The 26,434-nt window shown below is 46.3% G+C and carries 26 protein-coding genes, 1 tRNA gene and 1 riboswitch; of the genes, 18 read left to right on the top strand and 9 right to left on the bottom strand.

The features are described 5' to 3' along the window. Positions 1–40 precede the first annotated feature (40 nt). From AC8GFU_RS05860 to AC8GFU_RS05825, 8 genes are read left to right on the top strand one after another with little or no spacing between them, the layout of a single operon-like run. Positions 41–310: a DUF3039 domain-containing protein gene (locus tag AC8GFU_RS05860; protein WP_506626212.1), complete on the top strand. Its 270-nt coding sequence runs from the start codon at positions 41–43 to the stop codon at positions 308–310. A 2-nt stretch (positions 311–312) separates the two neighbouring features. Beyond that, positions 313–2,154, top strand: a complete 1,842-nt coding sequence (locus tag AC8GFU_RS05855; protein WP_506626211.1) for a glycosyl hydrolase family 18 protein — start codon at positions 313–315, stop codon at positions 2,152–2,154. 2 nt (positions 2,155–2,156) lie between these two features. Continuing rightward, on the top strand, positions 2,157–2,453 hold the full coding sequence (gene clpS, locus AC8GFU_RS05850; protein ID WP_506626210.1) for an ATP-dependent Clp protease adapter ClpS: 297 nt from the start codon (positions 2,157–2,159) through the stop codon (positions 2,451–2,453). After that, complete coding sequence (locus AC8GFU_RS05845; protein WP_506626209.1) at positions 2,450–3,013, top strand: DUF2017 domain-containing protein; 564 nt, start codon at positions 2,450–2,452, stop codon at positions 3,011–3,013. The genes clpS and AC8GFU_RS05845 overlap by 4 nt, the downstream gene beginning before the upstream one ends. A 43-nt stretch (positions 3,014–3,056) precedes the next feature. After that, positions 3,057–3,854: a glutamate racemase gene (gene murI, locus AC8GFU_RS05840; RefSeq protein ID WP_506626208.1), complete on the top strand. Its 798-nt coding sequence runs from the start codon at positions 3,057–3,059 to the stop codon at positions 3,852–3,854. Between the two features lie 32 nt (positions 3,855–3,886). Continuing rightward, positions 3,887–4,612 (top strand): ribonuclease PH, encoded by a 726-nt coding sequence (gene rph / locus AC8GFU_RS05835; RefSeq protein WP_506626207.1) that lies wholly within the window; start codon positions 3,887–3,889, stop codon positions 4,610–4,612. Next, positions 4,612–5,229, top strand: coding sequence for an XTP/dITP diphosphatase (locus AC8GFU_RS05830; protein ID WP_506626206.1), 618 nt, complete (start codon positions 4,612–4,614; stop codon positions 5,227–5,229). Before rph ends, AC8GFU_RS05830 begins: the two co-directional genes overlap by 1 nt. A 56-nt stretch (positions 5,230–5,285) precedes the next feature. Beyond that, entirely contained in the window at positions 5,286–6,164 is an 879-nt protein-coding gene (locus AC8GFU_RS05825; RefSeq protein WP_506626205.1) for a hypothetical protein, read from the top strand. A 61-nt stretch (positions 6,165–6,225) separates the two neighbouring features. Here AC8GFU_RS05825 and AC8GFU_RS05820 read toward each other — a convergent pair whose 3' ends face one another. Genes AC8GFU_RS05820 through trhA form a run of 3 tightly spaced genes read right to left on the bottom strand, consistent with a single transcriptional unit; the run spans position 6,226 to position 9,523 of the window. Further along, the gene (locus tag AC8GFU_RS05820) at positions 6,226–7,962 is read right to left on the bottom strand and encodes an acyltransferase family protein (protein WP_506626204.1); all 1,737 of its coding nucleotides are present in this window, start codon (positions 7,960–7,962) and stop codon (positions 6,226–6,228) included. Between the two features lie 20 nt (positions 7,963–7,982). Continuing rightward, positions 7,983–8,819, bottom strand: coding sequence for a hypothetical protein (locus tag AC8GFU_RS05815; protein WP_506626203.1), 837 nt, complete (start codon positions 8,817–8,819; stop codon positions 7,983–7,985). A gap of 59 nt (positions 8,820–8,878) precedes the next feature. Further along, positions 8,879–9,523 carry a PAQR family membrane homeostasis protein TrhA gene (gene trhA / locus AC8GFU_RS05810; RefSeq protein WP_506626202.1) on the bottom strand — a complete coding sequence of 215 codons (645 nt, stop codon included), beginning with the start codon at positions 9,521–9,523 and terminating at the stop codon, positions 8,879–8,881. Positions 9,524–9,593: 70 nt separating this feature from the next. Here trhA and AC8GFU_RS05805 point away from each other — a divergent pair, with 70 nt between their 5' ends. From AC8GFU_RS05805 to AC8GFU_RS05795, 3 genes are all read left to right on the top strand, one after another. After that, positions 9,594–11,243, top strand: coding sequence for a DUF885 domain-containing protein (locus tag AC8GFU_RS05805; RefSeq protein ID WP_506626201.1), 1,650 nt, complete (start codon positions 9,594–9,596; stop codon positions 11,241–11,243). A 244-nt stretch (positions 11,244–11,487) separates the two neighbouring features. Beyond that, complete coding sequence (locus AC8GFU_RS05800) at positions 11,488–12,246, top strand: bacteriorhodopsin-like (protein WP_506626200.1); 759 nt, start codon at positions 11,488–11,490, stop codon at positions 12,244–12,246. A 91-nt stretch (positions 12,247–12,337) separates the two neighbouring features. Next, positions 12,338–12,619, top strand: coding sequence for a hypothetical protein (locus AC8GFU_RS05795; protein WP_506626199.1), 282 nt, complete (start codon positions 12,338–12,340; stop codon positions 12,617–12,619). A 65-nt stretch (positions 12,620–12,684) separates the two neighbouring features. Here the strand turns inward: AC8GFU_RS05795 and AC8GFU_RS05790 are convergent, their stop codons facing one another. Continuing rightward, positions 12,685–13,995 carry a bifunctional o-acetylhomoserine/o-acetylserine sulfhydrylase gene (locus tag AC8GFU_RS05790; RefSeq protein WP_506627174.1) on the bottom strand — a complete coding sequence of 437 codons (1,311 nt, stop codon included), beginning with the start codon at positions 13,993–13,995 and terminating at the stop codon, positions 12,685–12,687. An 82-nt stretch (positions 13,996–14,077) separates the two neighbouring features. Next, positions 14,078–14,182: riboswitch (SAM riboswitch) on the bottom strand. A 121-nt stretch (positions 14,183–14,303) separates the two neighbouring features. Between AC8GFU_RS05790 and AC8GFU_RS05785 the strand changes: the two genes are divergently transcribed. Further along, on the top strand, positions 14,304–14,921 hold the full coding sequence (locus AC8GFU_RS05785; protein WP_506626198.1) for a DUF305 domain-containing protein: 618 nt from the start codon (positions 14,304–14,306) through the stop codon (positions 14,919–14,921). A gap of 15 nt (positions 14,922–14,936) precedes the next feature. Here the strand turns inward: AC8GFU_RS05785 and AC8GFU_RS05780 are convergent, their stop codons facing one another. Both AC8GFU_RS05780 and AC8GFU_RS05775 read right to left on the bottom strand, forming a co-directional pair. Then, positions 14,937–15,272: a helix-hairpin-helix domain-containing protein gene (locus AC8GFU_RS05780; protein ID WP_506626197.1), complete on the bottom strand. Its 336-nt coding sequence runs from the start codon at positions 15,270–15,272 to the stop codon at positions 14,937–14,939. Between the two features lie 32 nt (positions 15,273–15,304). After that, a tRNA-Leu gene (locus AC8GFU_RS05775) sits at positions 15,305–15,385 on the bottom strand. Between the two features lie 115 nt (positions 15,386–15,500). Here AC8GFU_RS05775 and xylA point away from each other — a divergent pair. After that, positions 15,501–16,655, top strand: a complete 1,155-nt coding sequence (gene xylA, locus AC8GFU_RS05770; protein WP_506627173.1) for a xylose isomerase — start codon at positions 15,501–15,503, stop codon at positions 16,653–16,655. A gap of 72 nt (positions 16,656–16,727) precedes the next feature. Here the strand turns inward: xylA and AC8GFU_RS05765 are convergent, their stop codons facing one another. The 3 genes from AC8GFU_RS05765 to AC8GFU_RS05755 all read right to left on the bottom strand — a co-directional run bounded on the left by AC8GFU_RS05765 (position 16,728) and on the right by AC8GFU_RS05755 (position 19,918). Next, complete coding sequence (locus tag AC8GFU_RS05765; protein WP_506626196.1) at positions 16,728–17,951, bottom strand: sugar ABC transporter permease; 1,224 nt, start codon at positions 17,949–17,951, stop codon at positions 16,728–16,730. After that, entirely contained in the window at positions 17,948–18,694 is a 747-nt protein-coding gene (locus AC8GFU_RS05760) for an ATP-binding cassette domain-containing protein (protein ID WP_506626195.1), read from the bottom strand. The genes AC8GFU_RS05765 and AC8GFU_RS05760 overlap by 4 nt, the downstream gene beginning before the upstream one ends. A 147-nt stretch (positions 18,695–18,841) precedes the next feature. Continuing rightward, positions 18,842–19,918: a sugar ABC transporter substrate-binding protein gene (locus tag AC8GFU_RS05755; RefSeq protein WP_506626194.1), complete on the bottom strand. Its 1,077-nt coding sequence runs from the start codon at positions 19,916–19,918 to the stop codon at positions 18,842–18,844. A gap of 185 nt (positions 19,919–20,103) precedes the next feature. On the opposite strand from AC8GFU_RS05755, the gene argS reads away from it, so the two are divergent. From argS to thrB, 5 genes are read left to right on the top strand one after another with little or no spacing between them, the layout of a single operon-like run. Then, positions 20,104–21,768, top strand: a complete 1,665-nt coding sequence (gene argS / locus AC8GFU_RS05750; RefSeq protein WP_506626193.1) for an arginine--tRNA ligase — start codon at positions 20,104–20,106, stop codon at positions 21,766–21,768. A gap of 3 nt (positions 21,769–21,771) precedes the next feature. Next, on the top strand, positions 21,772–23,079 hold the full coding sequence (gene lysA, locus AC8GFU_RS05745; RefSeq protein WP_506626192.1) for a diaminopimelate decarboxylase: 1,308 nt from the start codon (positions 21,772–21,774) through the stop codon (positions 23,077–23,079). Positions 23,080–23,112: 33 nt separating this feature from the next. Continuing rightward, positions 23,113–24,408, top strand: a complete 1,296-nt coding sequence (locus tag AC8GFU_RS05740; RefSeq protein WP_506626191.1) for a homoserine dehydrogenase — start codon at positions 23,113–23,115, stop codon at positions 24,406–24,408. Continuing rightward, positions 24,408–25,496 (top strand): threonine synthase, encoded by a 1,089-nt coding sequence (gene thrC, locus AC8GFU_RS05735; protein WP_506626190.1) that lies wholly within the window; start codon positions 24,408–24,410, stop codon positions 25,494–25,496. The genes AC8GFU_RS05740 and thrC overlap by 1 nt, the downstream gene beginning before the upstream one ends. Positions 25,497–25,499: 3 nt before the next feature. Further along, positions 25,500–26,429 carry a homoserine kinase gene (thrB, locus tag AC8GFU_RS05730; RefSeq protein ID WP_506626189.1) on the top strand — a complete coding sequence of 310 codons (930 nt, stop codon included), beginning with the start codon at positions 25,500–25,502 and terminating at the stop codon, positions 26,427–26,429. Positions 26,430–26,434: the final 5 nt, after the last annotated feature.

Raw genomic sequence — 26,434 nt, 5'->3', positions numbered from 1 at the left:
CCGTAGTTTTGGGGTGCTCGAAGGTATTCTTATCCACCTCATGGGCATCTTTAAGAAAATCGGAACAGACGGTGATACCGATCTGTTGACCCGCCCATCGGAAGAACTGCTTGAAGATGATGGCAGCCACGATCGTTTCTCTCACTATGTGAAGAAGGAAAAGATCGTTGAATCAGCTGTCACAGGTAAAGCGGTTACAGCGCTGTGTGGAAAGAAATGGATCCCTTCTCGAGATCCTGAAAAGTATCCAATTTGTCCAACCTGCAAAGAAATTCATGCAGGATTGAAACCACCATCTGAAGACAAGTAATTATGAAGCGGTTGTTCGGCTTCGCTCTCACACTCACACTTCTAGCAACCGCTGCTGTTCAACCAACATTTGCAGTTGATAAAGCACCGCGCAAGATTTTGTCAGGGTGGATTCCTTATTACTCAGTAAAAACAGTTTTGCCCTTAGTGCGAAAACTTCCGACTGCACAACCAACGGTTGCGGGTCAATCAGCTGTGTGTGACGCCTCCCAATATGGCCCCGCAGAAAATCAGGCGATTGAAAGTTCATACCTTTTTACTAACAAGGATTTAATGAAAGAGGTAATGCCTTTCTGGTTCTCATTAAAAAGTCCAACTCTCATTCGCGATGATTATGTAACTGGAAATCCATCATGGCCGATGGCAGACACTGTGTGTTTAATGCGTCGTGCGGGGTTACAAGTAATTCCTACGATGACTGATGGAACAGATAAGTTGGTGCTGTCTGGTTACTTAGCAAGTGCAACAACCCGCACCACGTTGGTCAAGACAATCGTTGATTTAGTGATGAAAAATAACTTTGATGGAATCGATTTAGATTACGAAGGCTTCGCATTTGTCGATGGAAATACCACCTGGAGCAAGACCGCACCTAGGTGGATTGCATTTATTAAAGAGTTAAGCGTTGCCCTGCATGCACAAAAGAAGTTGTTATCGGTCTCTACACCTTACTTATATGACCCCAAGGAAAAACAAAAAGGTTACTTTGTCTACGCCTGGGCGGATATTGCAAGCAGTATTGATCGTCTACGAATCATGACGTACGACTATTCAGTTGCAAAGCCTGGCCCAATGGGACCTTTAACGTGGACAGAAAAGACAATTCTTTATGCACTGAGCGTTATGTCTGCCTCAAAAATTTATGTGGGCTTACCCGGTTATGGTCGCGATTGGATCACCTCTGTCAATGGAAAGTGCCCAACATCAGCACCTCCTGGATTAATCGGCGGAGCAAAGGCATCTACCTTCAAAATGAATTACGCAGCAGCAAAAGCTGCAATTGACGGCGCAACTCCAACCTTTGATGAAAAATTTAGTGAAGCGACATATAACTACACTCAAAGTTACAACGGTTTATCAGCATCAGGTGCATCAACTGCCTGCACCGTTAATCGCACAGTGTGGTATCAAAATGCAAAGAGCTACGCGGATCGAATGGCACTTGTTGCGAAGTACCGCTTAGGTGGCGCTGCAATTTGGACCTTAGGTATGGAAGAAAACGCAGCAACACTTGAAATTAGAAATGCCGCTCTAGCAATCGCTCCAGATCCAGTTATTAACACCATGACGCTTGAGGGAGTTAACGAAGGCTCTACTTATTACGGTGATCTCTTCACTGTAAAGGGATTGCTGACACTAAAGGATTTAACACCTATTGCAGGCCTTGCCGTTTCACTTGAAATTAAGCGTTCCAATGAAAGCGCATGGACCAAGATCACTGATTTAGTAACAGCCGCAGATGGAACAGTTTCAACACCAATGACATTGGGCTCTACAGCTGCAATCCGATTTACAACGGTTGGAACTTGGGAGCGCGCAGAATCAGTAAGTAGCGAACAAAAGATCACATTGAAGAGCAAGCTTCAAATTGATCGACCTGTTTCGGCTCGTAAAACTATGCCGATCACAATTAAGGCCCAGTTACTGCCACGTTTAGTTGGCAAGAGCGCCTTCTTGCAGAAGAATGTAAATGGAAAGTGGCAAAATATTGGTACTGCATCAATCTCTGATGCCGATGGTTTATTCACCTTCACAACTAGTGAAAGCAAGCGGGGAGTAGTCACAATGCGAGTTCAGATCACTGGCGATATCGCCTCTGAACAATTTGCCATTGTGATTCGATAATCATGGTCAAACTCAACGACAAGATTGAAGAAGAGCTCAAAGCGATCTTCAACGGTGATATTCCCTGGGTAACTATTGTGTGGGATGACCCCGTTAACTTAATGACCTATGTGACATATGTATTGATGGAGCTCTTTGGATACAACAAAGAAAAAGCTCATGAGTTAATGATGAAGGTACACACCGAAGGGAAAGCGGTTGTATCTACTGGTAGCCGCGAAGAGATGGAGCATGATGTTGCTCGGCTACATGAATATGGTTTATGGGCAACGCTTCAGCGAGGCGATCAGGCGCTATGACAGATAACGAGCATGGATTCTTTCGGCATGGAGATAACTCATACCTAGCTAAATTTTCCGAAGCAGAACGTGAAGTGCTTACTAATTTAGTTCAGCAAATCATCGAACTATTGGCAGAGCGGGTTGATCACCACAACGATGATCCACTTGCAGCGATGGTTGGAATTACTGTTCATGACACCCCACCTGAAGATGAAGTCCTACTTCGACTTCTGCCTAACGCATATGCCGATCAAGTAGATGCATCAGAGTTTCGTCGTTACACAGAATCAACATTGCGACAAAAGAAACAAGCCCATGCAATGGCGATGCGGATGCACTTACAAGAAGCGATAAATGGTGAAATCGAATTGGATCACGATGGTGCAAATGCGTGGTTAGGAGCGATGAATGATGTTCGTCTTGCATTGGGCGTGCGATTAAAGGTTGAAGAAAATTCACATGAAGATTTGGAACTATTGGCACCAGATGACCCAATGCGTGCTGTTTATGCGGTCTATAGCTGGCTAGGTTGGCTGCAAGAGAGTTTAATTTCTGCGCTTATGGATGATTCTCAATAGTTCACTTGCTGATTACTGCGCATGCTCAAGGTAGGCTAAGCCTGTGAGTGATGCACCTATTGGAATATTTGATTCAGGAGTCGGCGGTTTAACCGTTGCTCGTGCAATCCTCGATCAACTTCCCAATGAATCCACTCTTTATATTGGCGATACTGCGCGTGGTCCATATGGTCCACGACCACTTGCTGAAGTTCGCGAATTCGCACTTGAAACAATGGATTACCTAGTCGAACAAGGTGTAAAAGCAATTGTCATCGCATGCAACACCGCATCTGCAGCAATGCTGCGAGATGCCCGTGAACGTTACTCAATTCCTGTTATCGAAGTTATTCAACCAGCGGTTCGACGTGCAGTTGCTGCAACTCGATCTGGAAATGTTGGAGTGATCGGAACCCGCGCAACTATCGATTCAAAGGCTTACTTGGATGCATTTGCGGCAGCACCACAGTTGAACATAACTTCAATTGCCTGCCCGCTGTTTGTTGAATTTGTGGAACGCGGAGAAACTTCTGGAGCTGAAATTACAAAGGTTGCACGCGAATACCTAGCACCTGTCATGGATGCAAAGGTCGACACCTTGGTATTGGGTTGTACGCACTACCCATTACTTACCGGAGTTATTTCCTATGTAATGGGCGAAGGCGTGACCTTAGTTTCAAGTGCTGAAGAAACGGCAAAAGATTTGTATCGAACACTTGTAGAAAACGGCTCATTGCGCCCGCAAAGTTCTACGCCAGCAACACATAGATTCTTAGCAACCGGTGATGCAAAGGCATTCGAAACCTTAGCTCGACGTTTTCTAGGTCCAGAGGTAACTAAGGTCGAACACCAATCGCTATAACCAATTGGTTTTAATAACTAAAGGAGCAATGAATGGCACGCAATGATGGACGCACGGTAAATGATCTTCGCGAGATTAAATTCACTCGTGGTTGGTTAGATCATGCTGAAGGCTCAGTTTTAGTTGAGTTCGGCAAGACCCGCGTTTTGTGCGTTGCCTCATTTACTCCAGGTGTTCCTCGTTGGCTAAAGGACACCGGTAATGGATGGGTTACATCTGAGTACTCAATGCTTCCACGCGCAACCCACACACGTTCTGATCGTGAAAGTGTTAAAGGAAAGTTAGGCGGACGTACACAAGAGATTTCACGCCTTGTTGGTCGTTCTTTGCGTGCAGTAGTAAATATGAAGGAACTTGGCGAAAACACAATTGTTATCGACTGCGATGTATTGCAGGCAGATGGTGGAACACGTACCGCCGCAATTACAGGTGCATATGTTGCACTTGCCGATGCAATCGCTTGGGCAAAGTCACAAGGACACATTAAGGAAAGCGCAAAGCCACTCAATGATTCAGTCGCAGCGGTAAGTGTTGGAATTATTGATGGCGTTCCGATGCTTGATCTTTGTTACGAAGAGGATGTTCGCGCTGGTACCGATATGAATGTTGTTGTTGCAGGCGATGGACGCTTTATTGAAGTTCAGGGAACAGCCGAAGGTGAACCATTTGATCGCGCACTGCTGAATCAACTTCTTGATTTAGCTGTAGCTGGTTGTTCAACACTTAGCCAACTTCAGAAAGATGTGCTTGCGAAGTAATGTCGCACAAACTTGTCTTAGCAACACGTAATCAAGGAAAGATCACCGAGTTCCGTCGCATTCTGGATGCATTAGCTCCAGGTGCGATTGAATTAATTGGTGTTGATCAATTTCCGGATTTAGTTGATGTCGAGGAAACTGGTTCGACCTTTGAAGAGAACTCTTTGCTCAAGGCGCGTTACACCAGCCAAGCAACTGGATTACCTGCAATTGCAGATGATTCAGGGTTATGTGTTGATGCATTAAATGGAGATCCTGGGATTTTTTCTGCGCGCTGGGCAGGTGAACATGGAAATGATCAAGCAAACCTCGAAAAGGTTTTAGCTCAACTCAAAGATGTTCCAGATGAAAAGCGCACTGCGCACTTCATGTGTGTTGCTTCCTTGGTATTGCCCGATGGCCGCGAACAGGTGGCGGAAGGTCGATTTGAAGGCCATATTCTTCACGCCCCAGTGGGCGAGAATGGTTTTGGCTACGACCCGATTTTCCAGCCGCTGGGGTTGCGTATTTCTTCCGCACAAATGAGCGCAGAGGAAAAGGATTTAGTCAGTCACCGTGGAAAATCACTTCGTTCTATTGCACCTCATGTCATCCAATTGCTTGGGAGCCTGGGGTAGCCTTGACCCTATAACGCACGTTAATTACGTGCGTACCGCAACATAAGGAGTTCGACGTGGCCGTTAAGAAGACCGCAAAGAAAGCAGCAAAGAAGTCTCCTGCAAAGAAGACAGCTGCGAAGAAGTCACCAGCTAAAAAAGCAGTGGCTAAGAAGAAGGTAGTTAAGAAGACAGCAGCGAAGAAGCCTGTTGCCAAGAAGAAGGTTGTTAAGAAGACCGCAAAGAAAGCTGCAGTTAAGAAGACTGCGAAGAAGGCGGTCGCTAAGAAGTCTGTAGCAAAGAAGAGCGCAAAGAAGGTTGCAAAGAAAGCTGCTGTTAAAAAGGTAGCGAAGAAGGCACCTGCAAAGCGCGTTGTTAAGAAGGCAGCGGTTGCCGTTACATCTGCACCAGCAGCGGTAGTTGCAAAGCCAGTTGTTGCAGCACCTGCAGCTGCAAAGCCTGTTGCTGCACCTAAGCAATCAACTTCTAATCGCACAGCATGGTTTGTTGTAATCGGTATCGCAGTATTGGTTGCGATCGTTTGGTCAAAGTCGGCCGGAACAGATTCAGATGATGCTGCAGGTCCTGCACCATCAATCTCACAATCAGCAGAGCCAAGTGCTTCAGCTGAACCATCAGCAACAGAGTCAACTGGTACTGCAGTTGCAGCAGTTGAAGCTCCAACAAAGTTTGTTGCTCTCAAGAGCGCAGATGGCTTGAAGCTTCGCTGGGTTGCTCCGATGGCTGTTGATGGATTAACAGGATATAACGTTGAAATTCGTGCAAACGGAACAGGCGAATGGACAGTTATTGCAACTGTTCCAGCTGATCAACTAACTCAGAATGTTACAAAGGCAAGTGATTCAGGATGGACTCAATTCCGCGTTTCATCTGTGTACTCAGATGGACAGACTGCATCAGCTACAGCTTTTGGAATTCCAGGAGAGTTCAAGTAAATCTGTAATTAAGTAAAAAAGCCCTCACCGATTGGTGGGGGCTTTTTTATATCGAAAACTTTTACAACTTACTGGTGATCGCATCCACATATGCACGAACACCTGTTGGAACTAAGTGCACGCCATCTGGTCCAAAGTACTCAGGATGACCATCTGAGACAGCGGCCCAATCCACTAATTGAGCACCGTACTGAGCTGCATATTGAGCAATGAGTGCGTTGTTCTCATCGCGCCAGCCACGAGGAACAGCGGTGTTTACAACAACAATTCTTGGTTGATCTGCAATTGCCTCAAAGATTGTGGCAACTTGTTCCTCGGTTAACTTGTTGTTGTTACCAAGATTCAAAACAATAGTTGAGCCTTGCATATTGAGCTTGTCATGCTTAATAACTTCTAGAAGTTCAGGTGCTTGCCGACCAACTCGAGCGTTGATTAAACCGATATGTTGGCGAGTATCTAACTCAAATCGAATCCCAAGAATTACTGAATCGCCCGTAACCCAAAGTCCGCCCTCCTTAATTTCAGGTGTTGATGTTGGTTGTTCAAGTTGTTCCTTTAGCTCTGCAAGCTGACGATCACCTTTAGCGATCGCACTTGTTGCAGCGGTGGCGGTCAGAGTTGCAACGGATAACACAATCAGAATTACGCCAGCTTTTTGGCGAAGTTGTACCCGCTTGGTGCGGTACTTCATACCTTTAAACCAATAATCAATTAAGCCGGTACGTACTGGAAGTTCCACTAAACGTAGCGAAATATCAGCAAGTGCGAAAACAATAAGAATACGCAGTGCATACAAAGCCCATTCAGAGCCTTCAAGATCGTAATTAGGTCGCGTTACCTGAAAAACCACCCAGTGCCACAAGTAAATTGCATATGAACGTTCACCGATCCATACAAAGGGTTTGCTACTTAAAATCGGAGCAAAGCGCGAAGCAGGGTGAACAATCGAGGTAATAATTGCGCAACCAAAGATTCCGGCTAATGGGAAGGCAAGTTTGTACAGAGTTGGATCTGTTTCATCAACAAAGAGGAAACAAGCAATGATTCCGAGCAGACCTATAACACCGATTCCGTCAATAAAATCTTGCGCCTTCTTACTAACAGTTTCCTGCAAGTTTTGCGGGATCCAACTAACCGCAAGTGCTGCGCCTAAGAACAAACCAATACTGTGAGTATCTGTTCCGAAGTACACATGGCTAACCTGTGATGCACTTGCAGCATCCACTTGTAGTGAAACAACTAGTAAGGCAATGCCTGAAAAAGCGGCGATTAATAGGGCTGCGCCAGGGATCTTGTTCTTGCCGAAGTACTTCAGTACCAATAGAAGAATCAACGGCCACAGTAAGTAGAACTGAGCTTCAACACCTAACGACCATGTGTGCTGCAATAGCGGTGGTCGACCAATTGCCTCGAAGTAATCGGTATGACGAAATACCAACCACCAGTTCATTCCACCGAATAATGCAAATGGAGTGTCACCCAAGAATCTGCGCATTGTGTCGGGCGCCCATAATCCAACAACAACGGTTGTTGTGATGATCATGAAAACTAGTGGCGGAAGTAAACGTCTAACGCGTGCAACATAAAAGGCGCGAAGATCTAAGCCACCGCTACGTTGAATTGAATCCAACAGTAAGCGCGTAATGACATAGCCAGAGATTACAAAGAAGAGGTCTACACCTAAGAAACCACCAGGAATCCACTTAAAACCAAGGTGATACAGCATCACCGCAATTACAGCTACGGCACGCAAGCCATCGATGGCAGGTATGTATCGGATGCCTCGGGGAGTGGCCATGAGTATTTAAATTCTGTTAATTAACGTTTTGGAGATTTCTTAGCTGCGCTCTTTTTTGCAGGAGCTTTCTTTGCAGCCTTCTTCGCTGTTTTCTTAACTGTCTTTCGTGGAGCATCAAGTGCCGGACGTGTGCGCTGACTTGAAACCTTAAGTGGACCTGGGTTTATTAAGGTGTCATCTGCATTGAGGTTATCTAACACACTCTTTTGTAACTCTTCCAGACGTTGGAAGGCACCATCTAGTCGGTTACGAGATTGCTGAATCGCAGACTCTGCAGCATCTAATGATTGCTTTTGAATTCGATACAAACGCTCTGCTTCAGAGATAACACCAGATAACCATTGACGGTAACCAGAAACTTCAGTTGTTGCTTCAGTGATGATGCGTTCACCTTCGCGACGAGCGGCTGTTGCAAGTGTTGAAATCTCGCGCTTCTTACTCTCCATCAGCGCTTCTGCCTCTGATTCAGCTAACGCAAGCTTTTCCTCTGCTTCTGTTTCAGCGGCTTGGATGTACTTTCGTCCACGCGTTTCTGCTCCGCTAAGAATTTGACGTGCCTTTGCATCTGCAGCTTCTAGCTCTTCCTTTGTTGCACGTGTTGTTTCAGCAACTAAACGAGATGCGGCAGCCTGCGCCTTACTTTCGCGAGCCTGCGCAGATTTAATCATCGACATCGCTGTCTCAGTTGCGAGGATTTCAAACTCTTCTTTTGTTAAGCCAGTGATGTCGCGACGAGACTTCAGATCTGCGATCTGTGCTTCAAGTTCGCGAATACGATCGACAGATGAAGGTACTTTGGAAGACTCATCTTCTCCGCTAAAGCCAACCCAGTTAAGGAAGCTCTTCTTCTCGGCCATGTCTAACCTCGCTGCTCGTATTTCAAATCTCTAGGGGTGCCCTAGGTTAGAGCAAACGCTTACTTACTGTAAATCGCGACTGAAATTGCGATGTACTGACTAATCCACGCTGCTAAAACAAAGATATGGAACAGCTCATGGAAGCCAAAGTACTTAGCCTCGCGGCCTGGGCGCTTAAGCGCGTAGAAGATTGCGCCTACTGAATAGAAAAGCCCGCCGATAGCAATCGGAAGTAATACCCATAAACCACCCGCGCGATATAAAGCAGGTGTGTAGAAAACTGCAACCCAACCGAGCAATAAGTAATTAGCTACATATAACCAACGTGGTGCGCCGATCCAAAATACTCGAAGACCAACACCAATCGCAGCACCGATCCACACAACAGATAAAAGGATTGTGCGATCGCGACCTTCGAGCAAAGCAACAGCAAATGGTGTGTAGGAACCTGCAATTAATAAATTAATGTTTGCATGATCCCAACGACGCCAAATCTTTTTCTTGGCCGGTATCCATGGGACGCGGTGATAAATCGCTGAAACACTAAACAACATAATTGCGGTAATCGAATAAATCGCAACCGCGAACTTTAGTGATTCCTTACTCAATATAAATAGGACAAGCGATGCGATTATGACCGCCGGGGTTGCACCGAGATGAAACCAGCCACGAAGCTTTGGTGGGGCAACTGGTGTCTGACTCATCTGTTAAGCATAGGGCACTTTCAGCTAATTAACCGTGGACAAAGGCTGCCCCCACTGCCAAACTTGCGCCATGACACATAGATCACCCATATTTGAAATCAGCGATGTTTATATCGATCAAGAGGCTGCCCTAAGCCCAATGGGATGTACCTATCTTGGAAATGGTTTGAACCAGGACAAGTTAGATGACTTCTCAATTGCAGCAGCCGAAGTGAGTGCAAATCTAACCCGCGAGACCTTAAAGAAGTTGTCAGCGATGGAACCGATTGATGAGATCGATCGAATTGCAAAGGCTGTAATGACGGAACGTCTTGAATCAGGACTTGCTCTTCACGACAGCCAAGAGTCATTTGTTTTGTGGAATGTGCTTACATCTCCACCATCAAATGTCCGTTCAATTTTTGAGTTAATGCCAAAGAACAGCGCGCAAGATTTCGACAATATTGCCAAGCGCTTAGCAGCTGTCGATGGCGCTTATAAGTCATGGTGCGAAACAATCATGACAGTGGCAAAGGCAGGAAAAACAACTGCTCAGCGTCAGGTTAATGGCGTAATCGCTCAGCTTGATAGCTATGCAAATGGTGGCTACAGCGCGATGTGCAAGAACTTTGATGCAGATGGAAAGTATCCAGCGATGCATGAATCTGCAAAGCTTGCTGAAAAAGCATCTGCCGAGGCTGCTGAATTCTTACGTACAAAGTACCTTCCAATCGCAACACCTAATGATGCGGTTGGCGCGGATCGTTATGCAGTGTGGGCACGATACTTCACAGGTGCGCAATTAGATCTTCCTGCAACATATGAATGGGGCAAGGCAGAGCTCAAGGCGATCAATGATCGTATGTGGGAGCTTGCTAAGTTAATTAACCCATCTGCAAAGACACTTCGCGAGGTTGCAGACACTCTTGATAACGACCCTAAGTACAAGGTTGTTGGGCCAGAAAATGTTGTTAAGTATCTGCAAGATTTTACTGATGCAGCGATGAAGCGACTAAATGGCGAGTTCTTCGACATTGATCCACGCGTTGCAATTTGCGAAGCACGCCTTGCGCCAGAAGGTAGCGCATCTGCTCCTTATTACAACCCACCATCAGAAGATCTTTCACGTCCAGGAACAACTTGGATTCCAATGTTGGGCAAGAACGATGTCAGCAACTGGCACCTTGTTTCTACTTGGTACCACGAAGCGGTTCCGGGCCACCATCTGCAATTTGGTACAGCTGTAATCGAAAAGGATCGCTTAACACGATTCCAACGCCAAGCAGCATGGATCAGCGGTTACGGTGAGGGTTGGGCGCTGTACGCAGAACGTTTTATGAATGAACTTGGTGCATTTGATGAGCCAGGAATTGAAATGGGTTACCTATCTGCGCAAGCACTACGTGCCGCACGTATCGTTGTTGATATTGGAATGCATCTTGGATACAAGGATGACAACGGTGTTGTGTGGAACGCTGAAAGTTCACGCAAGCTTTTGAATGAGCAGGCACTTCTAGATGAGGATCATTCACGAAGCGAAACTGATCGTTACCTTGGCTGGCCAGGCCAGGCGATTTCCTACAAGGTGGGTGAGCGCGTCTGGATGACAGCTCGTGAAGATGCGAAGGCTCGTTTGGGCTCTAACTTCAACATGAAGAAGTTCCACAACTACGCCTTAAAGCTTGGTCCAATGGGTCTTGACCCATTTGCAGCGGAAATGAAGCGCTGGGAAGGTCAGTAAGTAGCTTTGCCTAAAGTGGCCAGGGCTGGGGTGGAAACCTCGGTCCTGGCCATTTTTTACGCTCATTCTGAGTTTTGAGGGAGAAGATATCGTCACGAAATTGCCCATTTCGAGGTGCAAACACCTTGCAACAGGTTCACACTAATCACTGTCGAAGGTCAACGAGGCTCCTCGAGGTTCCCGTGGACTGAAGACTTCAGAGGTCGAATGATCTCTCCACAAAACCTCACGGAGGCATATATAAATGCTGAAACTCGATAGCAACCAGTGGAACCTGGTCTACAACGTATTCTCGTTTGGACTTGTTTCAATGCTCGCATGCACGATCTACACCCTCGTTTCACAACAGCGCGTACTAGCTAAGTACCGCAACGCACTAGTGATGTCATCAATGGTTACATTCATTGCTGGTTACCACTACCTACGTATTTTCAACTCATTCAATGAATCATCTGCAGATATGACTGTAAATATCTCCGGTGCTCAGGGCTCATTCAATGAGGCATACCGCTATGTTGACTGGCTACTAACTGTGCCTCTACTACTAGTAGAAGTAATTGCAGTACTAGCACTAGCTAAGGAAGTTTCTCGCTCACTAATCATGCGTTTGGTCCCAGCATCAGCTGCGATGATCGCGCTTGGTTACCCAGGTGAAATTTCAAATGATCAGAACACACAGGTTCTTTACGGTGTTCTATCAACAATTCCATTCTTGTACATCCTGTACGTATTGTTCGTAGAGCTCGGTAAGTCACTAGATCGTCAGCCAGAAGGTGTTGCAGCGACTATCGGTCGTTTGCGTCTACTTCTAGTTGCGACATGGGGCGTATACCCAATCTCATACATCCTAGGAATGGGTGGAGATGCAACTGCAGAGCAGTTCGTTGGCGTGCAGGTTGGTTACACAATCGCTGACGTATTAGCTAAGTGCGTATTCGGTCTAACAATTCTGAAGATCGCTCGCATGAAGTCAATGGCAGAAGGCATGAAGGACGATCACTAATTACGAAAGTAATTAGGATCTAACTTAAGAATCCTAAGAAACAGGAGTGTCGCGAAAGCGGCACTCCTGTTTGGCTTTCTAGACTCTTCCAATGGACAACACCTCAAAAGAAAATAACGCTGCTGAAAATATCTGGATCAATAACTATCGCATGGGCGGCTACCTGCTCTTTGCGTGTGGGCTTATTAATCTTCGATACCAATGGGGTCAGCCAAATATCGCTTCACATAGCGCATTAATTTTTATTCCTGGCGCACTGATTATTGGCGCAACATTTGTGCCAGCGGCGTTAAAGGTTCTAGCCCGCCGTGAGATCAAGTTTTTGTTAGGTGCCTTCGGAGTTCTTTTGATTGCCTACGCATTCAGCAATTAACTGTAAGAATTAGAAAAAGGCCCCGATGGTCGACTGTCGGGGCCTTTTTCTAATTCTTGGTGCGGTTACTTAGCTGCAGAAAAACCAATCTCAAGATCAGCCCTTAGATCGTCGATGTTTTCTAGGCCAAGGCTCAAGCGAACCAAACCTGGAGTAACACCTGCTGCTAGCTGCTCATCAGCTGAAAGCTGTGAGTGAGTTGTAGTTGCTGGGTGGATAACAAGTGATCGAACATCTCCGATATTTGCCACATGGCTAAACAACTTCAGTGATTCAACAAACTTCTTACCCGCTTCAACGCCGCCCTTAAGTTCAAAGGAGAGAACCGCCCCTGATCCCTTTGGTGCGTACTTAGTTGCCAACTTGTTCCATGGTGATGAAGCAAGAGATGCGTAGTTAACCTTGGAAACACTTGGATGTGCTTCAAGCCAGGTAGCAATCGCCTTGGCATTTTCAATGTGACGCTCGATTCGAAGTGACAATGTTTCAAGTCCCTGAGCAAGCAACCATGCGTTAAATGGAGCAACTGCAGCTCCTACATCACGAAGCAGTTGCAGACGAATCTTGAAGATGTAAGAAAGGTTTGCACCAAAGGCAGAACCAACTCCAAGAGCCTGTGCGTACACAATGCCGTTGTAGCTTGGATCTGGTTCATTGAATCCCTTGAACTTTTCTGGGTACTTTGCATAATCAAAGGTTCCTGCATCAACGATCGCGCCGACTACAGCGTTTCCGTGACCTGACAAGAACTTAGTTGCAGAGTGGATAACTACGTCAGCACCGAAGTCGATTGGCTTAATCAAATACGGGGTAGCAACGGTGTTATCGACGATTAGTGGAACACCCACTTCATGAGCAACATCTGCAACTGTCTTTATGTCCAAAACTTCATTCTTTGGGTTAGCAATTGTCTCACCGAAGAACGCCTTTGTATTTGGCTTAACAGCCTTGCGCCAGCTTTCAGGATCGCTTGGGTCATCTACGAAAGTAACCTCAACGCCAAACTTTGGAAGTGTGTAGTGGAACAAGTTGTAGGTTCCACCGTAAAGGCTTGGGCTAGAAACAATGTGATCGCCAGCCTCTGCAACATTAAGAATCGCAAAGGTAGTTGCGGCAGAACCTGATGCGACTAGAAGAGCGGCAACGCCACCTTCAAGTGCGGCAATACGCTGTTCAACAGCATCTTGCGTTGGGTTCATGATTCGGGTGTAGATATTTCCAAGTTCAGCTAATGAAAATAGATCGGCTGCATGCTTTGTATCACGGAATTGGTATGCAGTTGTTTGATACAACGGCAATGCGCGTGCACCAGTTGTTGGATCAGGTGTTTGTCCTGCATGAATCTGCAGTGTTTCAAAGGACCAGTTGTTAGACATTGTTATCTCTCCATCGCAGTAGGTGTCATTCAGCTGCAAACGAAGGTAGGTAATCAATTAGAAATTTTTAACTAATTAATCAATACCGCGCTTGTCAGTTTCCTGACCAGTTCGTCACCCGGAGCACCCCACCGCGTTGGAGGGTTGCCGCCTACTAAGCCGGGGCTAGTACGTAGGACTCGTGAACAGGGCAAACTCAATCACATCAATATACAAATGAAAAGTTGCGAACTATTTGCATGTTGCAGGCTCGCAATGCGCAAAACTTTCGCAGGAAGTACAGTTGTTACAACTCTAGGGAGCAAACCGTGCAGATAAATATTGATAAAAAGACCGGAATCTTAGGCACGATTATTCTTGTTCTCGTTGGCGTAATCATCGCGATGAGTGCAATGTCGAAGGATCACAATGGATTCTTTGGAATGGGCCATTCATCCATGATGGGTTCCCACGAAAGCCGCGAGAACGGTAACTTAACTGGCGCGGACATTATGTTTCTGCAGATGATGATTCCTCATCACCAACAAGCGGTAGATATTTCGAATTTGGCTCTAACAAAAAGCAAGGATGCAGAATTATTGGCTTTAGCAACCGCTATTCGCGATGGTCAGGCAGATGAAATTGTTCAAATGAAGCAATGGCTTAAGGAAGCTGGCGCTGGTTTGGAAATGGGCCACACTATGGATGGTCAAATGGGTGGAATGCTTGATGAAGCAGAGCTTGCTGGATTGAAATCAGTTACAGGTTCTGAATTTGATCGTTTGTGGTTACTTGGAATGACAGGCCATCATGATGGAGCCTTGCATATGACTCAAATGATTGAAGATGCCACAAACTCAACAATCAAAAAATTTGGCCAGGACATAGTCACTTTGCAGACTGCGCAGATCGAACAGATGAAGGTAATGCTCCAGCGAATTAAGTAATTACTTGCACCAGCTTCATTTCCTAAAGGAAAGATCTGCTTTCTTCATTTCGTTGATCAAAATTCGAATCGCATTTGGCCCCATGCCATGCAACTCTTTAACGGCATCTAATGAGGTCTTTCGTAAATCAGATAACTTGAACATTCCATCATCAATTAAGGCGCGACGAGCGGGAGCAGCAAGTCCGATATCAACCCACGCCCCATCAACGGATGCGTAGTAATCCAGATCAACATCGCCATTAGTCACGGCACAGACATTCTTTATTTTCTTCTCTTCACGGCGAGCAGCAGCGGCGCGCTTTATTTCAGCGGCTTCCATTTTGATTTTGGCTGGTGACTTTTTTGCCATGAGTTAACTTTAACTTCTTGCTTATAGCTGTGTGCGGGAGGCGGGACTTGAACCCGCACGTCCGAAGACACAGGTTCCTAAGACCTGCGTGTCTGCCATTTCACCACTCCCGCAAATCCTTACCAAAGTGTTACCACTTCCGTATGGATAGGGGACAAGATTAGAGGTAAGTTAGCAATGTTCCAAAACGAAGCATCTCCACGCGAGATAGATAGAAGGGCTTACGCCATGTCATTGACCCCAACTCCTGCAGATAAGTTCACATTTGGCCTCTGGACGGTCGGTTGGCAGGCACGTGACCCCTTTGGAGATGCCACACGCGACGCTTTGGACCCAGTTCGTACCGTTAATGAGCTTGCAGCCCGAGGCGCATATGGCGTGACCTTCCATGATGATGATCTGATCCCATTTGGAAGTGATGACAGCGCACGCCGTGGTCACATCGATCGCTTTAAGAAGGCCCTTGCTGAAACTGGCATGAAGGTGCCAATGGCGACTACAAATTTATTTACACATCCTGTTTTCAAGGATGGCGCATTTACTTCAAATGACAAAGATATTCGTCGCTACGCAATTCGCAAGGTCATGAAGAACATTGAACTTGCAGTTGAACTCGGTGCGACAACATATGTCTGCTGGGGCGGCCGTGAAGGTGCTGAATCAGATGGCGCAAAGGATGCATACGTTGCACTAGATCGCTTCCGTGAAGCGTTTAACACACTTGGCGAGTTTGTAACTGATAACGGTTATGACATTAAGTTTGCAATTGAACCAAAGCCAAATGAACCACGTGGCGATATCTTCTTGCCAACTATTGGTCACGCACTTGCATTTATTAATTCGCTAGATCGCCCAGAGCTTGTTGGTTTGAACCCAGAGGTTGGTCACGAACAAATGGCGGGACTTAACTTTGTTCATGGAATCGCACAGGCGTTGTGGCACAAGAAGTTATTCCACATCGACCTTAACGGACAGCACGGTCCAAAATACGACCAAGATTTAGTGTTCGGTCACGGAGATCTAAAGTCAGCGTTCTTCTTGGTAGATCTTCTAGAGCGTTATAACTACACAGGTCCAAAGCACTTTGATTACAAGCCAGCACGCACTGAAGATGACAAGGGTGTGTGGGAGTCAGCATCTGCAAATATGCGTACCTACCTTGCTCTTAAGGAGCGCGCAGCAGCCTTCCGCGCAGATTCACGTGTTATTGCAGCGATGAAGGAATCAAACATTCCAGGTCTTACTGAACCAACACTTGCACCAGGAGAAACGTGGAAGGATCTTGCAAAGGATTCATTTGATGTTGAAGCAGCTGGCAAGCGCGGATATGGCTACGAGGCCGTTGATCAACTTGCCCTAGAGCACTTGATGGGCTTGAAGTAATTAGATCCTCATAAAAAGAACCCCTGGTTATTAACTTAACCAGGGGTTCTTTTTATTAATGCTTGTTTTACTTTAGTTTGAGAGGTTTCCTCTACGCGAGATCGCATCAACGCTTGCTGATACCAACAGAACCGCACCAGTTACCAAGAATTGAATTCCTGCGCCGTAACCAAGTAGTCCCATGCCGTTATCAATAACTGCAACAACTAATCCACCAAGGATTGCATCGCGCATCTTTCCTTTTCCACCGAATAGTGAAACTCCACCGATCACAGCTGCACCAACAGCGTAAAGAAGTGTTGAACTACCACCAGTTGAAGGAGAGATTGAGTTCATGCGAGATGCGAAGAGCATTCCAGCAACCGCTGCAAGCGATGAACACAAAACGAAAGCAGATGTGCGAATGCGCTTAACGTTGATACCTGCACGACGTGCAGCTTCAGCGTTGCCACCAACTGCATATAAGTGACGACCCCATGCAGTGCTTCCAAGCAGGAAGGTGCCTGCAACAAGGATTGCCAAAATAATAGGAACAACAATTGGAATTCCGCGAGTACTAATCACCGGAGGATTTCCACGCTCTTGGTTCAGTGCAAAGACCGCAGCTCCGGTGATTACCAAAAGACCAACAGTCTTGATGATCCAAAGGTTTAGAAGTTCAGCCTTTAAACCTGCGCGACGGCGAGAGTTGATGCGATTCAGTCCCATCAATACATATGCCGCGCTAACGCCGAAGTACAAAATCCAACCCTGAGTTGGTGTCAGGTTGCTGTTTTCTACAGCCAAAATAACATTGTTATCAATTGGAATTGTTCCGCCCTCACCTGCAAGCAGAAGCAAGATTCCCTGGAAGGCAAGGAATGCCGACAAGGTAACTACGAATGATGGAATACCGATTCGTGAAACAAGTGTTCCCATCAAGAGACCAAGGACCGCTCCAACGCCAATACTGATTGCAAGTGCTGCATACCAAGGGAAGTCATGGTTAGTAATAAGCAGAACAAGAACCGCTCCAGCCACACCAGATGCGTAACCAGCTGAAAGATCGATCTCGCCCAGTAATAGGACGAAAACCAAGCCCATAGCAATAACAATGACAGGTGCTGCCTGAGTCAAAAGGTTGGCAAAGTTACGGTTGGTGAAGAAGAACTCAGACATTGTTGTGAAGATTGCAGCAAGTGCAATCAATCCAAGTACCGCTGGAAGTGAACCGATATCGCCAGCCTTTACCTTGCTCCAATAGTTATGGGCAACTGTGCCAAGTGACTCTTTCTCTACGATTACATCGTTACTCACTTTGCACCTCCTGACTTACCTGTAGTTATTAATTCAATTACCTGGTTTGTTGTTACTTCACTCTTCTTGACCTGTCCGGCCATGGTTCCCAAGTACAAAGCTGCAATGTTGTCTGCAACCTGGAAAATATCGTTGAGGTTGTGGCTAATCAGAATTACTGCCAAACCATTATCTGCAAGGCGACGAACAAGGTTAAGAACCTGTTCGGTCTGAGCAACACCAAGTGCTGCTGTTGGCTCATCGAGAATTACTACCTTGCTGTTCCACAATACTGCGCGAGCGATTGCAACTGTTTGACGTTGTCCACCAGATAGTGATGAAACATTTTGGCGGATTGATTTAACAGTTCGAACGCTCAAGCTATCTAAAGTCTTGCGAGCAAGTGATTCCATATTTGATTCATTAAGAACTACACCCTTTTTAACCTCGCGGCCCAAGAACATATTGTGAACAATGTCCAAGTTATCGCACAGAGCTAAATCTTGATACACAATTTCGATTCCAAGTGCAGTTGCATCTCGAGGACCGGTTACTTCAACCTTGTTCCCTTCAAAATGGAACTCGCCTTCTTCGGCTTGATAAATGCCGGCGATGCATTTGATAAGTGTTGACTTACCCGCACCGTTATCACCCACAAGAGCTGTTACCTGGCCAGCGTATGCATCAAAATCAACGTTCTTAAGAACGTGCACTGGACCGAAGGATTTATTAATTCCGCGAAGCGAAAGAATTGGTTCGCTCATGAAGTGTGCTCCCTTAGTGGATCTGTTGCTATGAACTTTGCTTAGAGTATTAGGTATTGCTGTAAATAAAGCAGTTCCGGCCCGAGATAACTCTCAGGCCGGAACCACTCAATTATTCATCTGTAAAACAGATTGGTTTCTAATGAATTAGATACCGTTTGCCTTACAAACAGCCTCTGTTGCAATCTTGCAAACATCAGCGCGTGACTGGAATCCATCAGCAATAACTGTCTTTACGTTTGCCTTTGTGATTCCAACTGGTACTAGAAGAACTGATGGAACATCGCGCTTTCCATCGTTTGTCTTTCCAGTTGCGTTTGTAACCTTAGTTCCCTTGATCAATGCGATCGCAAGAGCTGCAGCTCCGTTTGCTTCCTGCTTTACAGCCTTGTAAACAGTGTTTGAAAGGTCACCTGTAAGGATCGCTGCAAGTCCGTCTGCTGTTGCATCCTGACCTGATACGCATACCTTGCCGTTTAGACCGTTCTTCTTTAGTACTGCTACTGCTGCTAGTCCAAGACCTTCGTTAGCTGATACAACTGCATCAAGCTTTCCGCCTGCCTTTGTTAGCTGCTGCTCGAAAATTACGCCACCCTTTGCGTTGTCCCAATCTGGAACAGCTTGGTCATCAACAAGTGTGTACGCCTTTGAGTTGATCAATGGGCGTAGAACTGAGTCATAACCCTGCTTGAACAATGTTGCGTTGTTGTCTGTTGGTGAACCGTTTAGGTAAACGATTGAAGCTGTCTTCTTTCCAGCCTTGTCTAGACATGCCTTGATGCCCTGACCCTGAAGCTTGCCCACTGCTACGTTGTCGAATGAAACGTAGTATGAAGCTGAACCAGCAAGTGTTAGACGATCGTAATCGATTGTCTTGATGCCAGCCTTCTTAGCCTTTGCCTGGATAGCAGCTGTTGATGGTGAATCAAGTCCAGCCATGATCAAAACCTTTACGCCCTTTGCCATCATCTGATCAGCAATAGTTGCGAACTTAGCCTTGTCGCCATTTGCGTTCTGAATATCTGCAGTTACCTTTGCAGCCTTGAATGCTGCTGCAAGGAACTTACGGTCTGCTGTTTCCCAGCGAGCTGAAGAAGCTGCATCTGGAAGAATTACGCCAACTTGTACTGACGCTGCTGTTGCAGACGAAACAGATACGAAGCCAGTTAGTGCAAGTACTGCAGCTGAAATTACAGCTACGACTGCGTTACGACGCTTTGTCATCTAATAAACGACCTTTCGGGGGTAAATCACCCAGAATGAAATTGTTTCCATTCCTTTGGTGTGGGTGAGTAGTGAGGTAAAAGTAGTCCTCGTACGCTGAAAGGTCACTACCGAATACGGTCAAAAGTGCAGTTTTCACTTAACGATTTGATAACGCTCGCCACCCCACACGCTAACCTTGCTCAGTGCCATCACAAATTGAGATTTTAGAGAGCGCGATCAAGGCTGCTATCAGCCGAGCAATCGATGCCGGATCCCTGAGTGGCCAGACCCCAGAGGCGATAAAGCTGGAGCGTCCTAAGGATCGCGATCATGGCGATTATGCATCTTCTATTGCACTGCAGTTGGCAAAGCCTGCTGGCAAAAATCCTCGCGAAGTGGCAGAGATTATTGCGGCACAACTGACTGGTGTTGAAGGAATTTCAAAGGTTGATATTGCAGGACCTGGATTTATTAACATCACTTTAAATCGTGCAAGCCAAGCGGTTCTTGTTGAAACAATTTTGAAGTCAACAAAGGATTATGGAAAAGGATCTGCGCTCGCAGGAGTAAAGATCAACTTGGAATTTATTTCAGCTAACCCAACTGGCCCGTTGCACTTAGGTCACACACGTTGGGCTGCCGTTGGTGATGCGCTTGGTCGTGTATTAACCGCAGCTGGTGCATCTGTTACACGCGAGTTCTATATCAATGACCGCGGTAACCAAATGGATTTCTTTGGTCAATCAGTTGAAGCTGTTGCACTCGGAAATCCTGTTCCAGAAAATGGTTATCAGGGCGATTACATTAAAGATTTAGCAGCAGAGGTTGTTGCACAAAATGCTGGCATTAAAGCTTTGCCTGAATCAGAACGTTTCGTTGCATTCCGTGAAGCTGCTTATCAATTACAGCTCAAGGATCAGCAACGAGTTCTAGATACCTTCAACACCCACTTTGATGTGTGGTTCTCAGAGCGTTCGCTGCATGATGAAGGTTCAGTTGAACACGGTATGGAAAAGCTGCGTGCACAAGGCCATGTATTTGAAGTTGATGGCGCTGTTTGGCTGCGCACAACTGATTTTGGCGATGACAAAGATCGCGTAATGACAAAGAGCGATGGCTCACTTACCTACTTTGCATCAGATACCGCTTATTACATTAACAAGCGCGAACGTGGCTTTGATATCTGTATTTACATGTTGGGTGCAGATCACCACGGTTACATCGGTCGTTTAAAGGCAACCGCTGCATGCGCTGGCGATGACCCCGAATACAACATCCATGTTCTTATTGGTCAGCTTGTAAAAATCATGGAAGGCGGCGAGGAAGTAAAGCTTTCTAAGCGCGCGGGAACAATCATTACTTTAGAAGAGCTTGTTGAAAAGGTTGGCGTTGATGCTGCTCGTTACACATTGATTCGTTACCCAGTGGACACTCCAATGGTGATGGATCTAGATGTTTTGAAGCGCAATACAAATGAGAATCCTGTTTATTACGTTCAGTACGCGCATGCTCGTATTGCTGCAGTACTTCGTAATGCACAAGAGCTTGGTGCATCGCTGGAACTAAAGGATTTTGACCCAGGTCAGTTAGTGCATGATCGCGAAAATGAATTACTAGGCGCCCTTGCCGAATTCCCTCGCGTTGCTGCAAGCGCTGCTGAATTCCGCGAACCACACCGCATTGCTCGATACCTTGAAGAGTTAGCCGGTACGTATCACGGTTTCTACAACGATTGCCGTGTACTTCCGATGGGCGAAGAAGAATTAACTGCGCTGCACACTGCGCGTTTATTACTATGTACTGCAACAAAGCAGGTTATCGCCAATGGATTAGATCTATTGGGTGTTGGCGCACCGGAGAGGATGTAACCCATGTGGTCCTCATCTGTCACAAATGGTGCTGAGCTTTCTATTGCAGGAATTACAGCTAAAGAGCTAGCTAAAGAATTTGGCACACCTACATTTTTTATTGATGAAGCAGATTTTCGTGCGCGCGCATTAGCCTGGAACTCAGCTTTACAAGAGGCCTTTGGCGATAAAGCAGGCACTGTGTATTACGCATCAAAAGCATTTTCCTGCACCGAAGTTGCACGCTGGATCAAGGATTTAGGTATCGGAATCGATGTCAGCACTGGCGGGGAAATGGCTGTTGCCCTTGCCGGCGGAATTGATCCGAAAAAGATTGAAGTTCATGGCAACAACAAATCAGTTGCTGAAATTGAAAAGGCCATCAGTGTTGGCGTAGAAACAATTGTTATTGATTCGATGTATGAAATCGATCGAGTGGCAACAGCTGCGGCAAAGGCTGGCAAGGTGCAGCGTGTGCTGTTGCGTTTAACTCCAGGAATTGAAGCCCACACCCACGAATCTATTGCCACTGCACATGAAGATGTGAAGTTTGGTTTTTCAATCGCAAGCGGCGCAGCATGGGCGGCGATTACCGCGGTTCATGGACATGCTTCATTAGAGCTTCGCGGCTTCCACGCACACATTGGTTCGCAGATCTTTGGCTTTGAATCCTTTGAAATCTTGGCAGAGCGCTTTGTCACCTTCCTTGCAAAGTATCGCGATGAGTTCAAGAAAGAGTTGCCCGAGCTAGATCTCGGTGGCGGATATGGAATCGCTTACCTAGAAAGCGACGTAACAGTTGTTCCACGTGATGCGATGCAGGCACTAGCCAACGCGGTAAAGAAGCACTGCGCAACATTTAATTTGCAACTGCCAACTGTTTCAATTGAACCAGGACGAGCAATTGTTGGGCCAACAATGTTTACCTTGTACGAAGTTGGCACAGTTAAAGATGTGACATTAGAAAATGGCACACACCGACGTTACATTTCAGTTGATGGCGGCATGAGCGACAATATTCGCCCATCACTGTACGGAGCTGAGTACACAACAATTCTTGCTAACCGCACCAGCACAGCTAAAAATGTTTCAAGCCGTTTAGTCGGAAAGCATTGCGAAACTGGCGACATCATTATTCGTGAGATTGATTTGCCCGAAGACATCGTGCCGGGGGATTTGCTAGCTGTTCCTGCAACAGGTGCGTATGGACGCAGCATGGCGAGCAACTACAACCATGTGCCTCGTCCATCAGTTGTTGCAGTAAAAGATGGAAAAGCTCGCGTAATTGTTCGCCGAGAGAGTATTGAAGATCTTTTAGCGCTGGATATTTAACGCCGTTCAACCCATCTGTGAAAGAATGAGCCCATGAATTCGGGCGTCAAAACATTATCTATTGGCATGCTCGGCTGCGGCGTTGTGGGCAGCCAGGTTGCTCGCCTGCTCCAAGATGACGAACAAGAGCTTTCAGAGCGCTCAGGCGCACTGCTGAAGTTGAGCAAGGTCGGCGTTCGCACAGCTGGTGCCCGCGAAGGCGTAGATGCATCATTAGTTACAACAGATCTGCAATCAATCGTTTCAGACCCAAGCATCAACATCATCATCGAGGTAATGGGCGGAATCGAACCTGCTAAGTCTTTGATCCTTGAAGCGATTAAGAATGGCAAATCTGTCATCACAGCAAACAAGGCGTTGCTTGCAACTCATGGTCACGAATTATTTAACGCGGCAGATGCGGCCAAAGTAGATCTGTATTACGAAGCAGCAGTTGCTGGTGCGATTCCAATTATTCGTTCAATGCGCGAATCTCTTGCTGGTGATCAAATCACTCGCGTTATGGGAATTGTTAACGGCACAACAAATTACATTCTTACAAAGATGCATGAAGAAGGCCGCGCCTTCGACGAGGTATTAAAGGAAGCACAGAAGCTTGGTTACGCAGAAGCAGATCCAACTGCTGATGTTGAAGGTCATGATGCTGCCGCAAAGGCCGCACTGCTTGCCAGCCTTGCCTTCCACAGCACAGTTGTTATTGATGAGGTTTACTGCGAAGGAATTTCACAGATTTCATCTGATGATGTGCAAGCAGCAAAATCTATGAACAGTGTTATCAAGTTGCTTGCGATCGCAGAGCTAACTGTTAAAGATGAGATCTCAGTGCGTGTGCATCCGGTGATCTTGCCTTTGTCCCACCCATTGGCATCTGTGCGCAACGCATTCAATGCGATCTATGTTGAATCTGAAGCTGCTGGTCAGTTGATGTTCTACGGTCGCGGAGCAGGCGGAGCACCTACTGCATCTGCAATCTTGGGCGACCTTGTTGCAGTTGCACGCCATGCTGCATATTCAACTGTTGGATACGGTGAATCAGATTACGCAGATCTAGATATCGCACCTATTGGCGCTGTTAAATCACAGTTCTTTGTGCGCCTGCATGTTGCTGATAAATCAGGTGTTTTAGCTTCTATTGCACAGACATTTGCCAGCGAAAATGTTTCTATCCAAACTGTTCGCCAAGCAGGTTTAGGTGAAGATGCTGAATTGATCGTTGTAACTCACGCTGCATCAGAAGATGCTTTAGATGCATGTGTTGAGAAGTTAAAGAAGATGGACATTGTTAGCAAAGTTGAAAGCGTAATCCGCGTCGAAGGAGCACAGATCTAATGGCAATCTTTCCGAAAAAGAAACCAGCTGGCGCTCATCAGTGGCGTGGAGTAATCGAGGAGTACCGTCATCGTCTTCCTGTAAGTGACAAGACTCCGATCGTTTCACTGCGCGAAGGTGGAACTCCACTTATTTATGCATGCAACCTTTCAGAACTGCTGGGCAATAATGTGTGGATTAAGTACGAGGGTCTAAACCCAACCGGTTCATTTAAAGATCGCGGAATGACAATGGCGATTTCAAAGGCTGCAGAAGATGGCGCTAAGGCTGTTATCTGTGCATCAACTGGAAACACATCTGCATCCGCTGCTGCTTACGCAGTTAAGGCTGGAATGCGTCCAGCGGTTTTAATTCCTAAGGGCAAGATCGCAATGGGCAAGTTAGCTCAAGCGGTTATTCATGATTCAACAATTTTGCAGGTTAACGGCAACTTTGATGATTGCTTAACACTTGCTCGCGAACTGTCAGAAAACTACCCAGTTGCACTTGTTAACTCAGTTAACCCATTCCGTATCGAAGGCCAGAAGACTGCAAGCTTTGAAGTTGTAGACATGTTGGGCGATGCACCAGATATTCACGCACTTCCAGTTGGAAATGCAGGAAACATCACTGCATATTGGAAGGGCTACAAGGAGTACAACAAGGATGGCCTTTCAACAAAACTTCCAATGATGTACGGCTTCCAAGCAGCAGGATCTGCGCCAATTGTTAAGGGCAAGATTGTTAAGAATCCAGAAACAATTGCAACCGCTATTCGTATTGGTAACCCTGCTTCATGGCAGCAAGCAATTGATGCACGTGATTCTTCAGGCGGAGTAATTGATTCTGTAACAGATCGCGAAATCTTGGCTGCTTACCGTTTAATTGCAGCTAAAGAAGGAATCTTCGTTGAACCTTCATCTGCTGCAGGACTTGCCGGTCTGATCAAGTACAAGAAGGCTGGAAAGCTTCCTCAGGGCAAGACAATTGTTATTACCGTTACAGGTCATGGACTTAAGGACATTCCTTACGCACTTGAATCTGCAAAGAAGCCAGTTGTTGTTCCGGTTAACGCAAAGCTTGCAGCTAAAGCATTGGGTCTTGCATAAAAAATGAAGCCAACATTCAAGGCACAACCTATGCAGGTTCAGGTTCCCGCAACTAGCGCGAACTTAGGACCTGGTTTTGACTGCCTTGGATTAGCGCTAACAATGAATGATCGCTACATGGCTCAGGTTATGGATGAAGCGGGCGTTGATATTGATGTCACCGGTGAAGGTGCAGATGCGGTTCCTACAACAGATAAGAACCTTGTTATTAAAGCTATGTACAAAGGTTTTGATTTCTTAGGTGGACGTCCTCGCGGAATCGCACTTCGTCAATTAAATGTAATTCCGCATGGTCGTGGTCTTGGTTCATCTGCTGCAGCAATTGTTGGCGGATTAGCACTTGCTCGCGCACTTGTTCTAGGTGGCAACGAGCGCATGAGCCATGAAGATATGTTGAACATCGCTAATGAAATGGAAGGTCATCCTGACAATGTTACAGCTGCGATTTACGGCAGTGCAAATATTGCTTGGCAGGAAAGCCAGCGTGGACATGTTGTTGCTCAATCCTTAAACATTGAGGTTGATCCACGTATTGGTGTTCTTGCATTCGTTCCATCGACAGAGCTTTCAACATCAAAGGCGCGCAAGATGTTGCCTGAATCAATTCCACATCAGGATGCGGTTCGAAACTCAATTAATACAGCGGTTTTAGTTCAAGCATTGCAACATCGCCCAGACCTACTACTTGCTGCTACTGAAGATTATTTGCACCAGGGGTATCGCCAAGATGCGATGCCTCAGAGCTTTGCTTTAATGACCAAGCTTCGTAAAGCAGGGGTAGCTGCATTTATTTCAGGTGCGGGCCCAACTGTTTTGGTTCTTCACACAGGTGGGGAATCCGAGGCAGCTGAACTTCAGCGTGCTGCGGGGGAGAAGTTCCAGATGATTTCTCTTGGCGTCTCACGCGCTGGGGTAGCGGTAGTCACAGCGTAATTTTG

This window comes from Planktophila warneckei (SeqCode) (genome assembly GCF_965234675.1).
Lineage (GTDB): Bacteria > Actinomycetota > Actinomycetes > Nanopelagicales > Nanopelagicaceae > Planktophila > Planktophila warneckei.
Note: the sequence above shows the minus strand (reverse complement) of the source record. Positions and strands in the feature narration are given on the sequence as shown.

Coding starts and splice junctions, on each gene's coding strand:
- AC8GFU_RS05860 (WP_506626212.1), top strand. CDS start 41: ATGGGCATCTTTAAGAAAATCGGAACAGACGGTGATACCGATCTGTTG.
- AC8GFU_RS05855 (WP_506626211.1), top strand. CDS start 313: ATGAAGCGGTTGTTCGGCTTCGCTCTCACACTCACACTTCTAGCAACC.
- clpS (WP_506626210.1), top strand. CDS start 2,157: ATGGTCAAACTCAACGACAAGATTGAAGAAGAGCTCAAAGCGATCTTC.
- AC8GFU_RS05845 (WP_506626209.1), top strand. CDS start 2,450: ATGACAGATAACGAGCATGGATTCTTTCGGCATGGAGATAACTCATAC.
- rph (WP_506626207.1), top strand. CDS start 3,887: ATGGCACGCAATGATGGACGCACGGTAAATGATCTTCGCGAGATTAAA.
- AC8GFU_RS05830 (WP_506626206.1), top strand. CDS start 4,612: ATGTCGCACAAACTTGTCTTAGCAACACGTAATCAAGGAAAGATCACC.
- AC8GFU_RS05820 (WP_506626204.1), bottom strand. CDS start 7,962: ATGGCCACTCCCCGAGGCATCCGATACATACCTGCCATCGATGGCTTG.
- AC8GFU_RS05815 (WP_506626203.1), bottom strand. CDS start 8,819: ATGGCCGAGAAGAAGAGCTTCCTTAACTGGGTTGGCTTTAGCGGAGAA.
- trhA (WP_506626202.1), bottom strand. CDS start 9,523: ATGAGTCAGACACCAGTTGCCCCACCAAAGCTTCGTGGCTGGTTTCAT.
- AC8GFU_RS05805 (WP_506626201.1), top strand. CDS start 9,594: ATGACACATAGATCACCCATATTTGAAATCAGCGATGTTTATATCGAT.
- AC8GFU_RS05800 (WP_506626200.1), top strand. CDS start 11,488: ATGCTGAAACTCGATAGCAACCAGTGGAACCTGGTCTACAACGTATTC.
- AC8GFU_RS05795 (WP_506626199.1), top strand. CDS start 12,338: ATGGACAACACCTCAAAAGAAAATAACGCTGCTGAAAATATCTGGATC.
- AC8GFU_RS05790 (WP_506627174.1), bottom strand. CDS start 13,995: ATGTCTAACAACTGGTCCTTTGAAACACTGCAGATTCATGCAGGACAA.
- AC8GFU_RS05780 (WP_506626197.1), bottom strand. CDS start 15,272: ATGGCAAAAAAGTCACCAGCCAAAATCAAAATGGAAGCCGCTGAAATA.
- xylA (WP_506627173.1), top strand. CDS start 15,501: ATGTCATTGACCCCAACTCCTGCAGATAAGTTCACATTTGGCCTCTGG.
- AC8GFU_RS05760 (WP_506626195.1), bottom strand. CDS start 18,694: ATGAGCGAACCAATTCTTTCGCTTCGCGGAATTAATAAATCCTTCGGT.
- AC8GFU_RS05755 (WP_506626194.1), bottom strand. CDS start 19,918: ATGACAAAGCGTCGTAACGCAGTCGTAGCTGTAATTTCAGCTGCAGTA.
- lysA (WP_506626192.1), top strand. CDS start 21,772: ATGTGGTCCTCATCTGTCACAAATGGTGCTGAGCTTTCTATTGCAGGA.
- AC8GFU_RS05740 (WP_506626191.1), top strand. CDS start 23,113: ATGAATTCGGGCGTCAAAACATTATCTATTGGCATGCTCGGCTGCGGC.
- thrC (WP_506626190.1), top strand. CDS start 24,408: ATGGCAATCTTTCCGAAAAAGAAACCAGCTGGCGCTCATCAGTGGCGT.
- thrB (WP_506626189.1), top strand. CDS start 25,500: ATGAAGCCAACATTCAAGGCACAACCTATGCAGGTTCAGGTTCCCGCA.